The 15,138-nt window shown below is 38.6% G+C and carries 12 protein-coding genes and 1 riboswitch; of the genes, 1 reads left to right on the forward strand and 11 read right to left on the reverse strand.

The genetic code is table 11. The annotated features are described in order from the left end of the window. From cobA to JEM65_RS06510, 11 genes are all read right to left on the reverse strand, one after another. Window positions 1-768 (reverse strand): uroporphyrinogen-III C-methyltransferase, encoded by a 768-nt coding sequence (cobA, locus tag JEM65_RS06460; protein WP_199598114.1) that lies wholly within the window; start codon window positions 766-768, stop codon window positions 1-3. Between the two features lie 51 nt (window positions 769-819). Then, complete coding sequence (locus tag JEM65_RS06465) at window positions 820-2,913, reverse strand: HEPN domain-containing protein (RefSeq protein WP_199598115.1); 2,094 nt, start codon at window positions 2,911-2,913, stop codon at window positions 820-822. A 5-nt stretch (window positions 2,914-2,918) separates the two neighbouring features. Beyond that, window positions 2,919-4,166, reverse strand: a complete 1,248-nt coding sequence (locus JEM65_RS06470) for a sulfate adenylyltransferase subunit 1 (protein ID WP_199598119.1) — start codon at window positions 4,164-4,166, stop codon at window positions 2,919-2,921. A 120-nt stretch (window positions 4,167-4,286) separates the two neighbouring features. Beyond that, window positions 4,287-5,192, reverse strand: a complete 906-nt coding sequence (gene cysD / locus JEM65_RS06475) for a sulfate adenylyltransferase subunit CysD (protein WP_199598126.1) — start codon at window positions 5,190-5,192, stop codon at window positions 4,287-4,289. Between the two features lie 11 nt (window positions 5,193-5,203). Beyond that, the gene (locus JEM65_RS06480; protein ID WP_199598132.1) at window positions 5,204-5,818 is read right to left on the reverse strand and encodes a phosphoadenosine phosphosulfate reductase domain-containing protein; all 615 of its coding nucleotides are present in this window, start codon (window positions 5,816-5,818) and stop codon (window positions 5,204-5,206) included. Then, window positions 5,818-6,087, reverse strand: a complete 270-nt coding sequence (locus JEM65_RS06485) for a DUF2061 domain-containing protein (protein ID WP_199598133.1) — start codon at window positions 6,085-6,087, stop codon at window positions 5,818-5,820. Before JEM65_RS06485 ends, JEM65_RS06480 begins: the two co-directional genes overlap by 1 nt. 125 nt (window positions 6,088-6,212) lie before the next feature. Further along, a complete protein-coding gene (locus JEM65_RS06490; protein WP_199598134.1) occupies window positions 6,213-6,626 on the reverse strand; it encodes an RrF2 family transcriptional regulator in 414 nt (137 codons plus the stop codon). A gap of 18 nt (window positions 6,627-6,644) precedes the next feature. Next, complete coding sequence (locus JEM65_RS06495) at window positions 6,645-7,820, reverse strand: trans-sulfuration enzyme family protein (protein ID WP_199598208.1); 1,176 nt, start codon at window positions 7,818-7,820, stop codon at window positions 6,645-6,647. A gap of 81 nt (window positions 7,821-7,901) precedes the next feature. Further along, complete coding sequence (gene thrA, locus JEM65_RS06500; protein ID WP_199598135.1) at window positions 7,902-11,297, reverse strand: bifunctional aspartate kinase/homoserine dehydrogenase I; 3,396 nt, start codon at window positions 11,295-11,297, stop codon at window positions 7,902-7,904. Then, a complete protein-coding gene (locus JEM65_RS06505) occupies window positions 11,298-11,750 on the reverse strand; it encodes an OsmC family protein (RefSeq protein WP_199598136.1) in 453 nt (150 codons plus the stop codon). Window positions 11,751-11,764: 14 nt separating this feature from the next. After that, window positions 11,765-13,069 carry an O-acetylhomoserine aminocarboxypropyltransferase/cysteine synthase family protein gene (locus JEM65_RS06510; protein ID WP_199598137.1) on the reverse strand — a complete coding sequence of 435 codons (1,305 nt, stop codon included), beginning with the start codon at window positions 13,067-13,069 and terminating at the stop codon, window positions 11,765-11,767. A 130-nt stretch (window positions 13,070-13,199) separates the two neighbouring features. Next, a riboswitch (SAM riboswitch) is annotated at window positions 13,200-13,322 on the reverse strand. Window positions 13,323-13,728: 406 nt separating this feature from the next. Between JEM65_RS06510 and metK the strand changes: the two genes are divergently transcribed. Beyond that, the gene (gene metK / locus JEM65_RS06515) at window positions 13,729-15,024 is read left to right on the forward strand and encodes a methionine adenosyltransferase (protein ID WP_199598138.1); all 1,296 of its coding nucleotides are present in this window, start codon (window positions 13,729-13,731) and stop codon (window positions 15,022-15,024) included. Window positions 15,025-15,138: the final 114 nt, after the last annotated feature.

Genomic DNA, 15,138 nt, shown 5'->3' on the forward strand with positions numbered 1-15,138 from the left:
TTAGGCGCTTATTAATTTATGGTTGACTTCTTTTTTTATAGAATTCAATTGAACACGCTGATTGACGACTTCTCCAATAACAATAATTGCTGGATTGGACAAGTTCTGTTTTTCTACGACATCACAAATTGTTGAGACCGTCCCCACACCGAATTTTTCGAATTTAGTAGTGCCATTTTGGATAATAGCCACAGGTGTATTTTGTTGTCCCTCAGATGAAAACACTTCCATAATCTCAGCCAATTTACCCATACCCATTAAAATTACGACCGTTGCTGTAGATTGGGCAGCAAGCTTCACATCATTGGATAATTGATGAGACTTTGTGGTACCGGTAATAACCCAAAAACTTTCAGAAGCACCCCGTTTTGTCAATGGAATACCCTGATAGGCAGGAACGGCTAAGGCTGATGAAATTCCTGGCACCACATACGTTTCTATACCGTATTGGCGTGCAACATCTATTTCTTCCGCGCCACGACCAAAAATAAAAGGATCTCCTCCTTTCAGACGGAGCACGTGTCCGTGAGATTTTGCCCGTGCCACAATCAGATCGTTGATCTGGTCTTGCTGATAGGCATAACACCCTTTACGTTTGCCTACGAAAATGAGTTCTGCATTTGGCGAAGCATAATCTAACAAAGCCACATTGATTAAGGCATCATATAAAATGACATCAGCAGATGCAATAGCTTTTATAGCTTTTAAAGTGATGAGTTCTGGATCTCCTGGCCCTGCACCAACGACTGTTAATTTTGGAGTTTTCATTTTTTTTGTTTTTTGTAACCCACAAAGTCTTGAAAACTTCACAGGTTGATTTTAAACTGCAACGGATTTTTTTTGCGCTCTATAAGCTCTTGCTGTATCCAAAAACACGGATGCATTTTTGATATATGCTTTAGCGAATGCTTGTGTTGGCGCGTTTTCTTTAATTTGATAGATGACTTCTGAAAAGGATGTTTCCAAACTTATTTTCTTGGAATCAATAAACGTTTCATCAAACTGACTAATAATTCCCGCTTGGGTATTTGTAGTGATGTCTTCAGAAATTAAGAGCGCTTTTGCCGTATTTACCATAGCACTGTAAGCAAAGTAGATGGCGTTAGAATATACTTTATGGCCTAAAGCTTCATTGGCCCTTTCTATTTTTTCTTCACTTTCTAAAAACAAGGTGGTTATCAAATCAATCATTACACCCGCACATTCGCCAATTCCTATGGCTTTTATATAGGCTTCATTGGTACCCCAATCAATAAAATCGTCCTGAGATAAATTGGTAACGTCAGACAAATCGGTTAAAAGATTATAAAAATACTTTTCGCCTTGGGCTATATAATAGTCCAAGAAAGCTTGACCATTGGCATTAGCTTCAAAATCATTTAAAATACGGCGCAAGGCCTCTGGCCCTCTTTTACTTGGAATTTTTACCACTTTATCCGCATACACCCCTTTCCCATTGCCCAAGTTTCCGCCGCCAAGCAACACTTGAAGTGCAGGTGCCACAAGCTTATCTGGGGTTCTTACAGACATGCCCTGAAACCCGATATTGGCCATGTTGTGTTGGCCACAAGCGTTCATACAGCCGCTAATTTTAATGACCAAATCAGTATTATTGACATAGTGTGGATACTCGCTTTTGATAACACGCTCCAATTCTGCCGCAATGCCCGTGCTACTGGCAATGCCTAAATTACAAGTGTCTGTACCAGGACATGCCGTAATATCAACCGCTTTATTATAGCCCACTTCCGTAAAACCGAGCTTATCTAATTCCTGATAGAAGTATGGCAATAATTCCTCCTTCACAAACGGAATAAGAATATTTTGACGTAAGGTCAATCGGATTTCTCCTGCGGCATATTTCTCAACCAAATCAGCCAATAAACGTGCTTTATCGGTATAGAAATCGCCCAACAATACTTTAATTCCAATTGCCACATAGCCTTCCTGCTTTTGAGGAATGACGTTGGTTGATTTCCACAGGTCAAAAGCCTCTTTATTTTTGAGGGCTACTCTTGGTGCTTCAATTTCGACTGGTACTGAAACTGGATAATTTTTAACATCGATAGGAATAGAAGTCTGCGCAATTGCCTCTTGTTCTTCATCAACCAAACGCTTAAATTCTTCTAATCCAATAGCATTAATTAAAAATTTCATACGGGCCTTAGCGCGACTTTTACGTTCGCCATGACGATCAAAGACTCGTAACACGCCTTCCATGAGTGGAATTATTCTGTCAGTTGGTAGAAATTCATAAAGCACATCTGCAAGTCGTGGTTGCGAACCCAATCCGCCACCTAACATCACTTTAAAACCTCTGACACCATTTTCAGTTTTTGCAATAAACCCTAAATCGTGCATGTATGACAAACCCGAATCTTCATCGGAAGCCGAGAATGACACCTTGAATTTCCGTCCCATTTCTTGACAGATCGGGTTCCTCAGAAAAAAGTTAAAAACAGCATCGGCATAAGGCGAAACATCAAAAGGCTCATTAATATCAATCCCGGCAGTTTCGCTAGCCGTGACATTCCTTACAGTATTGCCACAGGCTTCGCGTATGGTCATCGCATCTTTTTCTAATTCAGACCAGAGTTCTGGCGTTCTATCAACATCCACATAATGAATTTGAATGTCCTGCCGGGTAGTGATATGTAAACGTCCGCGGGAATATTCGTCAGAGACATCCGCAATCCGCTTTAATTGTTGACTCAACACTTTCCCGTAAGGCAACTTGATTCGTACCATCTGCACCCCTGGTTGTCTTTGCCCATAAATACCGCGTGCCAAACGCACACTTCTAAATTGATCGTCATCAATCTTGCCATATTTGAAAAGCTCAATTTTTTGGGCTAAATCGATTATGTCCTTTTCGACGATTGGATTTTCTATTTCTGATCTAAACGTTTGCATGATTGTTATTGTATAAAGCCCGCACCAACGGTATTATTGGATTGTGAATCGATTAAAATAAAGGAGCCATTGGTTCTATGGTTTTTAAAACGATCGAAAAAAATGGGCTTGTTCAACTTAAAAGTGACGGAGGCAATATCATTCATCCCTAAGGCACTTATATTTTCTTCAATGCCTGAATAGTCTGGATGAATCTTATGGTGAATAGCATCTACCTTTGCCAAGACCTTATTCACGCCATGTTGCAATACATATTTGTTGCCCGTGACTAAATTTTGAGAATCCATCCAAGAAATGGTTGCGGTAAACTGTTTGTCAATAGTTGGCAAGTCGTCAACTTTTACCAACATATCCCCTCTACTCACATTGATATCATCTTCCAATGTGATGGTCACTGAAGAGCGTCTTGAAGCAGTTTGATAGGATTGATCATACAGATAAATCTCTTTTATTTTTGACTTGGTTTGTGATGGCAAAGCGACCACGTCGTCGCCAACACTTAATTCACCACCATATACTTTGCCCGCATAGCCTCTAAAATCATGAAATTCTTCCGTTTTGGGCCTGATGACATATTGTACAGGAAATCTTGGAGTACCCACATTATAAACATCTTGAGTATCTAACACTTCAAAGTGTTCCAATAAGGTTTGTCCTTTGTACCATGGCGTGTTTTTAGATTTATGCACGACATTATCGCCTTTTAATGCACTTACCGGAATGAAGGTGATGTTCTGATCTTGATAATCGCGTTTCTCCATCAAGGTTTCAAAATCAGCCTTGATCTTATTATAAATGTCTTCTGAAAAGTCAACCAAATCCATTTTATTGATAGCCACGATCACCTCTTTGACACGCAATAAATTATTGATAAAAAAATGACGGTTGGTTTGCTCAATAACCCCCTTTCGGGCATCAATTAAAATGATGGCTGCTTGTGAAGTAGAAGCACCTGTAACCATATTTCTTGTATATTCTACATGACCAGGGGTATCTGCTATGATATAACTCTTGGTTTGTGTGGAGAAATAGATGTGCGCCACATCAATGGTGATGCCCTGTTCTCTTTCCGCTACCAATCCATCTGTCGCCAATGAAAAATCAAGATAATCGTATCCTTTTTGTTTGCTGGTTTTTTCTATGGCTTCGAGCTTATCGCTCGTTAATGATTTTGTATCATAGAGGATTCTTCCAATTAAGGTGCTTTTTCCGTCATCTACACTTCCTGCTGTTGCTATTTTTAAAACTTCCATTTTTGTTTAGTATTAAGTATTAAGTAGGTAGAATTAAGAATTTACCTTGGTTATACTTATATGTTTATTATAATGCGATGATACTCTTAGTACTCAATGCTTTGTACTAACTTCTTATATTTAGAAGTATCCCTGTTGTTTCCTTTTCTCCATGGCGGCTTCTGAGCGTTTATCGTCAATACGCGCACCACGTTCTGAAATGGTGGAATCTCTGATTTCCTGTACTACAGAAGCAATATCAGCTGCATCTGAGAGTACTGCAGCGGTGCAACTCATATCGCCCACCGTTCTAAAGCGTACCAATCGTTCTTCAACCAATTCATTTTCATCTCTGTATACCACCTCATCATCTGAAGACCAAATCAATCCATCTCTTAAAAACGTTTCTCTGGTATGGGCAAAATAGATGGACGGAATTTCAATGTTTTCTCTTTCGATATAAGACCACACGTCCAACTCGGTCCAGTTGGAGATAGGAAACACGCGTACATTTTGTCCCAAATTAATTTGACCATTCAACATATCAAACAATTCTGGGCGCTGATTTTTTTCATCCCATTGTCCAAAATCGTCCCTTACAGAAAAAATACGTTCTTTAGCTCTCGCCTTTTCTTCGTCTCTTCTGGCCCCTCCAATACAGGCATCAAATTTAAATTCTTCAATAGCATCTAAAAGCGTTGTGGTTTGAAGACTGTTTCTGCTGGCATATCTGCCAGATTCTTCTTTTACTTTTCCTTCATCAATAGAATCCTGAACATTTCTCACAATTAATTCCAATCCCAATTCTTTTACCAGCGCATCTCTAAACGCGATGGTTTCAGGAAAGTTATGACCGGTATCAATGTGCATTAAGGGGAACGGTATTTTTGCAGGATAAAAGGCTTTTTGCGCCAATCTTACCAAAGTGATGGAGTCCTTTCCACCAGAAAATAATAGGACGGGTTTTTCAAATTGCGCAGCCACTTCTCTAATGATATAAATAGCTTCATTTTCTAACGGATTAACTTTTGAGGTATCTTTTGTCATAAGTCTATTTTTTAGGCATGTAAGCCACATTCTCTATTCTCTAATTGCTTTGTTGGATCAAAATACTTGAACTCATTAGGCAGATTGTTATCAGTTAAATACTTATCAAGCGCTTCATCCGACCAGTTGTAAAAAGGGCTGACTTTGATAACTCCATCAGCCCCTTGAGAGACAATATCAATGCTATCTCTAAAAGCCGTCTGTCCTTTGCGCAAGTTTGTAAACCACAAATCAGGTTGGTGTTCTGCCATTGCTCTTTTAAAAGGTTCTAGTTTTACCTGCTCCGTAAATAGTTTATGCTCTGGTTCATCAACATGAGGAATCCCCAATACAACTTCGCGATGTGCGGTGGTTTGTTTGGGCACATATAAATGGACGTTTAAATCCAGTTGTGCTATAACCACCTCAGCATGCTTATACGTTTGTGGGGTGTTATAACCCGTATCGCACCATATGACTTTCAAATCCTTTTTAACGGTGATGACGGCATGCAAAATAGCCGCTTCGTAAGGTCTAAAATTGGTAGTTACCACCGGGTTATTTGCAAACCCAACTGCCCACTGGATGATTTCCGATGGTGTTTTAGTGCTTAACTCCTTATTGATATGTTTTAAATTGATCTCCATTATTTTCCCCATTTTATAGTATTCCAAGCGCGTTCATGAAAAAAGTATAAGATCATTTTTGAAACCAATTCTATAGCGCCTATTGAAAATGCCAAGGCTAAAGTGCCGGTAATCACATAAGAAATGACCACGGTTGCCAAGGTGCCTACAACGCGCCAGCTGATGGTTTTCAGCAAGGTTCTTTTGATGTTTTCTTTGGTTTCCACGTTCGTATTCGTGATAGTTTCGTTGTGTTCTTTTGTTATATGAGTTTCAAAAGTTGTCTCCATTCTTAAAAATATTTTATTACTTTATTATAGTCCTATAGAACTAGTAGGGCATTATGCAAACCTAGAGATTAATTTTAAACAGGACAACCCGAATTCAATAAAAATAATAGGTTTTTTTTGCGAATTTAATATTTGATTAAATCAGCTAAGGATGTTTCTCCATAAATTTTTAAGTTACTATCCCGCACCCGAATCATCAGATGATGTACGGCACAGGCCGCCTCATCAGGGCAATCAGCACACTTTTCGTAATAATTTAAACTTACACAGGGTATCATGGCAATTGGACCTTCCAAAACTCTCATGACCGTTGACAATTTAATTTCCTTAGGATCCTTAAGGAGATAATAACCGCCTCCTTTTCCCTTTTTAGACCCTAGCAGTCCGCTTTTACGAAGGGTCAGTAGGATGGTTTCTAAAAATTTAAGCGAAATATTTTCCATTTGAGAGATCGTCGCAATCGATACTGGAACGCCTGTCTCTCGTTTGGCCAGATAGGTTAGGGCCTTAATTCCGTATTTCGTCTTTTTTGAAAGCATGCCGCAAAGATACTTTTTTTATACATATGCCAAAGCTTGTTTTAAATCGGCAATAATATCATCCACATGTTCCAATCCCACTGAAATACGCACCAGTCCGTCAGAGATTCCAGTTTCTAATCGGTCTGCTTCACTCAATTTGCTATGGGTGGTACTTGCAGGATGGGTGGCTATTGACCTGGTGTCTCCCAGATTTGCTGAAAGCGATAACATTTTGAGATGATTTAAAAACTGGCGTCCCGCATCTATCCCACCCTTCACTTCAAACGCAACAACGTTACCACCTTGTTTCATCTGTTTTTTAGCCAAGGCATACTGTGGATGTGATTTTAAAAAGGGATATTTCACTAATGCTACTTTGCTGTGCGTTTCTAAAAACTCAGCCACTTTAAGTGCATTTTCACAATGTCTATCTACCCTAACTCCTAAAGTTTCTAAACTTTTGGAAAGAATCCAAGCATTAAATGGCGACAATGCTGGACCGGTATTTCTTGAAAACAGATAAATTTCTCGAATTAAATCTGCTCTTCCGACGGTGGCACCTCCTAGTACACGTCCTTGCCCATCAATTAGTTTTGTGGCCGAATGAATAACCAAATCGGCACCAAATTTTATGGGATTCTGAAGGTAAGGTGTCGCAAAACAGTTGTCAATAATGAATATTAAATTGTGCTTTTTGGCAATCTGTCCTAATTCTTCTAAATCTAAAATATCTACTGCTGGGTTTGTGGGACTTTCCACATATAAAATCTTGGTGTTGGACTGAATCAGACTTTCAATGTTGTCAACCTCACCCACTTTAAAATAGCTCGTTTCTATATTCCATTTGGGTAGAAACTTGGTGAATAACGTATGTGTAGATCCAAAAATACTGCGCGCCGACACAATGTGATCCCCGGCATTCAATAAGGCGGCAAAGGTTGAAAACACTGCGGCCATTCCCGTTGCAAACGCATAGCCACTCTCCGCCCCTTCAAGCTTGCACATTTTATCTACAAATTCTGAGGTGTTCGGATTCGTAAATCTGCTGTAAATGTTTCGTTCCTTTTCTTCAGCGAAAGAAGCACGCATGTCTTCAGCATCTTCAAAAACGAAACTGGAAGTTAAATGTAGTGGTGTGGAATGTTCCAAAAATTCTGAACGTTCCATTTGTGTTCTGATCGCGTCGGTTTCAAATTTGTTTTCTCTACTCATCATATGATTCTATTGGTCAGATCGAGCGCAGTCGAGATCTCTAGTTTAAAACCTCTCTACTACGCTCGAGGGGACAGGGTATTAATTAATATGTTTTGATAATCTCAAGATATCTCCAAAAACACCTCTTGCGGTAACTTCTGCTCCTGCACCAGCACCTTGAATGACGATAGGCTGCTCACCATAAGATTCTGTAAAGATCTCAAAAATAGCGTCAGAACCTTTGATATGACCTAAAGTGCTATCTAGAGGAATGGATACCAATTTGACCTCCAAATTCCCTTTATCTTGCGATAAATCTCCTGATAGATCGCCTACATAGCGCAACACATGACCTTCTTTTTGTTGGTCTTTTATCGCTTGAAATTTATCATCTAAAACCTCTAATTGTTCTAAGAATTGTGATGTCGGAATTTCCTGATAAGCTTCTGGAATGAGATTTTCAACAGAAATATCCGCAAACTCATTCTGCAAATCGAGCTCCCTCGCCAAAATCAGCAGTTTTCTTGCTACATCATTTCCTGAGAAATCTTCACGAGGATCTGGCTCGGTAAAGCCTTTGTCAATAGTTTCTTTAATGATGGTACTAAACGGTTTATCCTGAACTGAAAAATTATTGAACAGATAACTTAAGGTGCCTGAAAACACCCCTCTAATACGTGTGATATTTTCTCCCGACTCGTGCAATAATTTGATGGTATCAATCAACGGCAAACCCGCACCAACCGTAGTTTCGTATAAATAATTCTTTTTATTTTGATCTAAATTCTTTCTGAGTTCTGTATAAAAATCATGAGAAATGGTATTGGCAATTTTGTTGGAAGACACCAAATCAAAACCAGCCTCTACCAATGGGATATAATTAGTATAAAACTCAGCGCTGGCCGTATTGTCCACAGCAATTAGATTCTCCAAATGATGTGCTTTTGAAAAGTCGATTATATCTTCAACGGTATAGCCTTTTGACGTGTTTTCTAAAGTGTTTTTCCAGTTCTCATCTGCACCTTTTTTATTTAAAAGTACCTGTTTGGAATTGGCAATTGCAAAAATATTCAAGCTAATGCCTTTTCGCTTTTCAATATCATTCGTTGACTTCAGAATTTGATTGATCAAGGCACCGCCAACGCCACCGTGTCCAAAAATGGCAATATTGATTCTTTTTGAAATCCCGAAAACTTCACCATGCATGACATTAACGGCTTTGTGCAAATGCTTTTTACGCACCACCAAACTAACGTTTCTGCCAGTAACGGTATTGTTGAATAATAACGGCGTGATCTGATTTTTGATCAGGGCATTGAACGGTTTATGAAACGACCCCAACTCAATCCCAATTATGGAAATTACTGATACGTCATCAATTACTTCAATTTTGTTGACATCTTGCGAGTAAAAATCATTTTCAAACTCGCGTTCTAAAGCGATCACCGCTTGGGTGGCTTTATCAGCATCAATTACCAAACCGATCCCTCGTTCTGAAGATCCCTGAGACACGATGCTGACACTGATATTATGCTGGCTCAAAGCCTTAAAAATTCTAGCATCAACACCTACTTTTCCAAGTAAGCCACGTCCTTCTAGGTTTAACAACGCCACGTTGTCCAAAACGGATAAAGACGTCACTTCTTTAGAATTGGCTTTTGCCGAAATCAACGTCCCTTCATCATCTGAATTGAACGTATTTAAAATTCGGAGTTTGATATTTTTTTCCAATAAGGGAATAATGGTTTTTGCATGTAAAACTGTGGTTCCAAAATTGGCAAGCTCATTGGCTTCGGCAAATGACAATTCCCTTATTTTTTGTGCATCGGCTACCAAATCTGGATTGGCAGTATAAATACCATTGACATGCGTATAATTTTGAAGCTCTTCCGCATCTAAGTAATTGGCCAATAAAGAAGCCGAATAATTACTGCCATTTCTTCCCAATAAAGTGGTTTCATTTTTTGCATTTGAACCAATAAAACCGGTCACTACATTAACAATTGTGCCATTGAAATTTTTGAAATGTGCCAGAACATTTTCTCGGGAAATTTTTTCAGAAGGTTGCGAATTGAGATAATCCCCTTCTGTTTTAAGAAGCGTTGTAGCATTTGTCGCGTTGGCATTGATGTTCTCAGCTTTTAATAAAGCTGCAATCATTTTAGACGAAATAATTTCGCCAGAGGCTAAAACTTCGGCTTTTATTTTATCACTGTAATCCCCCAAAAGGGTCACACCTTTGAATATGTTTTCCAACGCTGAAAACTCTGCAGTAAAATCAACCGTTCTTAAAGGCTCTGACTGGTAAGCTTTAAAAGCCTCAAAATCATCTTGATAGGTTTCTCTGTAAGACGCTTTGTTCAAAATAGTTTCTAAATCGTTAGTAGCACTACCACGAGCGGAAACCACAACCGCAATTTTCTCTTGCTCTTCTACTTTCTTCTTTATGATGGCAATGGTGCGTTGCAGACCTTCACCATTTGCTAAAGATTTTCCCCCAAACTTTAATATTTTCATCTTTTTGTTTGCTGTATTAGGCCTAAAAATGGGCTCTATAATTTTTTCCAATTGTTCAAATTCTATTAAAAAAGCGTCGTGTCCATGGTCTGAATTGATTTCACTGTAGGTCACATTCGGATGTATTAACGCCAATTGCTTTTGGGTTTCTCGATTTTCTTCAGCTGTAAAAAACAAATCTGAATCGACGCCAACAATCGTGATGTTAGAATTGATGGTATTTAAAATGTCGGCATTATCGCCATTGTTTTTGGTAACGTCTATCGTTCTCAACAACTGATTCATTAGTTTATAAGCTGATAATTGGAAGCGTTCCTGTAATTTATTACCATGATGTAGCAACCAACTCTCTACATTAAAGATTTCCAAAGCGTCATTTTTGCTACGTTGAAAACGTTCCTTAAATGATTTTGGTGTTCTGTAACACAACATAGCATGCATTCTGGCATCATGCACAGGATTGCTTGAATTGACCAAGAACTGCTCCTGAATTTGACAATTAGCAATGAGCCAGTCGGTCGACTTCCAATCGGTTGCCACAGGAATGAGGTGTTCTGCCAATTTTGGAGCCAAAAATGCCATTTCCCAAGCAATTCCGCCACCTAATGATCCACCAATCAAGGCGAAAATCTTATTGATTTTGAGCTGCTTCAAGCCTTCTAAAAATAATTTGGCAATATCTCGTGCTATAAAATCTTTATAGTTTTCAATCACAAATCCGTCATAACCGTTTCCAGGAATGTTGAATGACAAAATGGTATACACATTAGTATCAATGACTTTATCAAGACCAATAAGGTCCAACCACCAGCCGCCCTCTCCCGCCACGTTACTGTTTCCCGTCAGGGCATGATTAACCAATACAATAGGTGCCGTACCTAAAGCTTGACCAAAAAGTTGGTAAGACAATTTTAAAGAGATTGTCTTACCACTTTCTAATTTGAAATTCTGAATTTGTATATAATTTAATTCTGACATTTATTGAATTGCAAATTGTTTTTCTACACTCACATTTAAAGGTGTTATATTGGTTAAGTTATCTTTAACAGGACATCTGTCTTCAACAATTCTCAACCATTCTGCCAAGATCTCTATTGAAGCATCTGTTTCTGGAATTAACTTTAAATCAATTTTCTTAAAGCCTGCTCGTTCATCATTAGAAGATCCAAATAATTTATTGGGATTTATATTTCCTGAAATTTCAATAGTTAACTTCTTAATTGAAAACCCCAATTCTTTGGCAACTAAGTGACCAACCACATTGATACACCCCGCTAAACCAGCTAATAAATATTCTACTGGATTTGCATTTTCATCAGTGCCTCCTAAATCTTCCGGTTCATCGACAACTAATTTAAACTGTCTTGTTTTAGCAATAAATTTCGCCGCTGACGAGCTTTCTCCTTGCACACTAAATATTAAATCGCTCATGATTATCTTATGTATTAGTTAGATGAATTTTTTAACAAATTTTCCTTAACTACTTTAAATGCCTGTGTTAAATCGGCTTTTAAATCATCAATATGCTCTAGACCAACGGACAAGCGGATCAAATCTTTTGTGACTCCAGTAGCTTCTTGAGCTTCTACCGATAATTGTTGGTGCGTCGTACTAGCTGGATGAATAATTAGCGATTTGGTGTCACCAATATTTGCTAATAACGAGAATAACTCCGTTTTATCGGCAATAGTTTTTGCAGATTCATAGCCACCAACAACTCCAAAAGTCACTAATCCACTCTGACCTTCAGGCAAGTATTTTTCTGCTAAAGGTTTATACGGACTACTCTCAAGACCAGGATAATTGACCCAAGTTACCTCTTTTTGTTCCTGTAGCCATTTGGCTAATTCCAAAGCACTTTTACTGTGTTGCTTGATACGCAATTCTAAAGTTTCCAACCCTTGAATAATTTGAAAGGCATTAAACGGACTCAACGCTGAACCATAATCACGCAAACCTTCAATACGTACTTTTGCAATAAATGAGGCTTCTTTTAGAACATCAGTATATACCAAACCGTGGTATCCTGCCGATGGCTCTGTAAACTCAGGGAATTTACCATTGGCCCAATCAAAAGTTCCGGCATCAATAATGGCACCTCCAAGGGCTGTCCCATTACCGTTTACATATTTTGTTAAGGAATGAATAACAATATTAGCACCGTGCTCTATAGGTTTTACCAAGTATGATGTGGCAATGGTATTGTCTACAATCAAGGGCACTTTATGCGCCTTAGCTTCTTTAGAAATGGCTTTGATATCCAAAACATCTAATTTTGGGTTTCCTAAAGATTCAATAAAGAACACTCTTGTGTTTTCTTGAGCAGCTTCATTAAAGTTTTCAGGATCAGAAGGATCTACAAAAGTAGTGGTAATGCCATGTCTTGGCAATGTCACGCTCAATAAATTGTAAGTTCCACCATACAAACTACTAGACGCCACAATATGGTCTCCAGCTCTCAAGAGTGTTAATAAGGTTGTGGCAATAGCTGCGGTTCCTGAAGCGGTAACCACGGCTGCAATGCCGCCATCGAGTGCTGCTAAGCGCTGCTCTAAAATGTCGTTTGTAGGGTTGTTTATTCTGGTGTAAATGTTTCCTGGTTCTGCCAATGCAAAGAGGTTTGCTGCATGGTCAGAATCTTTAAAAACATACGCTGTAGATTGATAAATAGGCACTGCTCTGGTGCCTCCATTTGCTTGAACATCGTGTCCTGCGTGCAACGCTTGGGTTGCGAATTTGTGTGTACTCATTTTTCTAGTTTTTTGAGTTAATAAATGAATTAAAACAATCCCGAGCTATCGGGACAAATGCATCATCACTGACGTACCAAATAGAAAAATGTTAAAAAGAAAATTATAATTACAGATGAGTAATTATGTTTAGTTATCTATCCAATTGCCCGATAAATGAATCAGCAATTAAGTAGAATTTAGCACCTTCTCTATTGCTAGAGGGTTGCTAAGGCTTCGTCGGGTCTAATCCCTCTGCCTTTCTTGATAACACTTCAATAAGTTTTGAACTTTGTGAACGCAAATATTGCAACACAAATGTTACAATTCCAAATTAATTAAGGTTTAATTTTAAAAAAAGCAATCTAGACTTTGCAAAAAAATAGGCATTACCCTAGGGCATACAAGGGTTTTATCTAAAACAATTCTCACTCAAAAAAAATCCAAACGTTAATTTTAAATGAAATAAAATTAAAAGGATTTGCCATCCGTTTAATTTTTTTACTTTTGCCTCATATTAATTGAGAGGAAAGATTTGACTGATTGCAACCTCTTCTGAATCGGAAAATCCGAGGACGAGATCCCCTATCAAGTAGGAGATTAAAAATGCTAAAGGCAGTGTAAACTACCTTCGACGCGCAACGTCAAATCTTCCGTAAACCTATAATAAATAAAAGGTTATGGCGTATTTATTTACTTCAGAGAGTGTGTCTGAAGGACACCCAGATAAAGTAGCAGATCAAATTAGTGATGCTTTAATCGATAATTTTTTAGCTTTTGATAAAGACTCAAAAGTAGCTTGTGAAACCTTAGTCACTACAGGACAAGTTGTTCTTGCTGGAGAAGTAAGGTCTAACACCTACATAGACGTTCAAAAGATAGCTAGAGATACCATTAATAAAATTGGGTACACCAAAGGTGCCTATATGTTTGATGGCAATTCTTGTGGCGTATTTTCTGCAATTCATGAACAATCTGAAGACATCAATAGAGGTGTGGACAGAGCTAATAAAGAAGAGCAAGGCGCTGGAGACCAAGGCATGATGTTTGGCTATGCCACAAACGAAACTGAAAATTATATGCCTCTGGCTTTAGATCTTTCACATCGGTTGATGATTGAATTGGCAGCTTTACGTAAAGAAGAAAAGGTCATTACATATTTACGTCCCGACTCCAAAAGTCAAGTGACTATTGAATATAGCGATGACAACGTGCCGCAGCGCATTGATGCCATTGTGATTTCTACCCAGCATGACGATTTTGTAAAACCCAAATCAAGTTCTAAAGCTGATGTTGATGCCGCTGAAACTGAAATGTTAGAAAAAATCAGAAAAGATATCGTTGATATTTTGATCCCGAGAGTTGTTGCCGGACTTCCTGAACATATTCAGGTGTTATTTAATGAGGATATTGCCTACCATATCAATCCTACAGGGAAATTCGTTATTGGAGGACCACATGGCGACACCGGACTTACAGGACGCAAAATTATTGTAGATACCTATGGCGGAAAAGGCGCCCATGGTGGTGGTGCTTTTAGCGGAAAAGACCCGAGTAAGGTAGACAGAAGTGCTGCTTATGCTACGCGTCATATTGCTAAAAATCTAGTAGCTGCAGGCTTATGTGACGAAATTTTGGTTCAGGTAAGCTATGCCATTGGCGTTGTAAAACCGACTTCTATATATGTGGACACTTACGGCACCTGCCCGTTTAACTTGACGGACGGAGAGATTGCTGAGAAAATTTTCGAAATTTTCGATATGCGTCCAGCCGCCATTGAAACACGTTTAAATTTACGTCAACCCATGTATAGTGAAACGGCTGCTTATGGCCATATGGGACGCGTTAATGAAACAGTTTCTAAAACTTTTGAGCAATTTAATGGGAAAACTGTCACTCTTGACGTAGAGTTGTTTACTTGGGAGAAATTGGATTATGTAGAGAAAGTGAAGGCTGCGTTTGGAATTTCTGAATAGAATAGAGACCGCTGCGCTGCTATAATTAAGACCGCTGCGCTTTTAGAATTAAGACTTATAAACAAAAAGAGGCTGTCTCATAACTCATGAAATAGCCTCTTTTTCTGTTTTACA

Source organism: Gelidibacter salicanalis (genome assembly GCF_016469035.1).
Taxonomy (GTDB): domain Bacteria; phylum Bacteroidota; class Bacteroidia; order Flavobacteriales; family Flavobacteriaceae; genus Gelidibacter; species Gelidibacter salicanalis_A.

Excerpts from the sequence above, each read along its gene's own strand:
- cobA (WP_199598114.1), bottom strand. The coding sequence starts at position 768 with ATGAAAACTCCAAAATTAACAGTCGTTGGTGCAGGGCCAGGAGATCCA.
- JEM65_RS06465 (WP_199598115.1), bottom strand. The coding sequence starts at position 2,913 with ATGCAAACGTTTAGATCAGAAATAGAAAATCCAATCGTCGAAAAGGAC.
- JEM65_RS06470 (WP_199598119.1), bottom strand. The coding sequence starts at position 4,166 with ATGGAAGTTTTAAAAATAGCAACAGCAGGAAGTGTAGATGACGGAAAA.
- cysD (WP_199598126.1), bottom strand. The coding sequence starts at position 5,192 with ATGACAAAAGATACCTCAAAAGTTAATCCGTTAGAAAATGAAGCTATT.
- JEM65_RS06480 (WP_199598132.1), bottom strand. The coding sequence starts at position 5,818 with ATGGAGATCAATTTAAAACATATCAATAAGGAGTTAAGCACTAAAACA.
- JEM65_RS06485 (WP_199598133.1), bottom strand. The coding sequence starts at position 6,087 with ATGGAGACAACTTTTGAAACTCATATAACAAAAGAACACAACGAAACT.
- JEM65_RS06490 (WP_199598134.1), bottom strand. The coding sequence starts at position 6,626 with ATGCTTTCAAAAAAGACGAAATACGGAATTAAGGCCCTAACCTATCTG.
- JEM65_RS06495 (WP_199598208.1), bottom strand. The coding sequence starts at position 7,820 with ATGAGTAGAGAAAACAAATTTGAAACCGACGCGATCAGAACACAAATG.
- thrA (WP_199598135.1), bottom strand. The coding sequence starts at position 11,297 with ATGTCAGAATTAAATTATATACAAATTCAGAATTTCAAATTAGAAAGT.
- JEM65_RS06505 (WP_199598136.1), bottom strand. The coding sequence starts at position 11,750 with ATGAGCGATTTAATATTTAGTGTGCAAGGAGAAAGCTCGTCAGCGGCG.
- JEM65_RS06510 (WP_199598137.1), bottom strand. The coding sequence starts at position 13,069 with ATGAGTACACACAAATTCGCAACCCAAGCGTTGCACGCAGGACACGAT.
- metK (WP_199598138.1), top strand. The coding sequence starts at position 13,729 with ATGGCGTATTTATTTACTTCAGAGAGTGTGTCTGAAGGACACCCAGAT.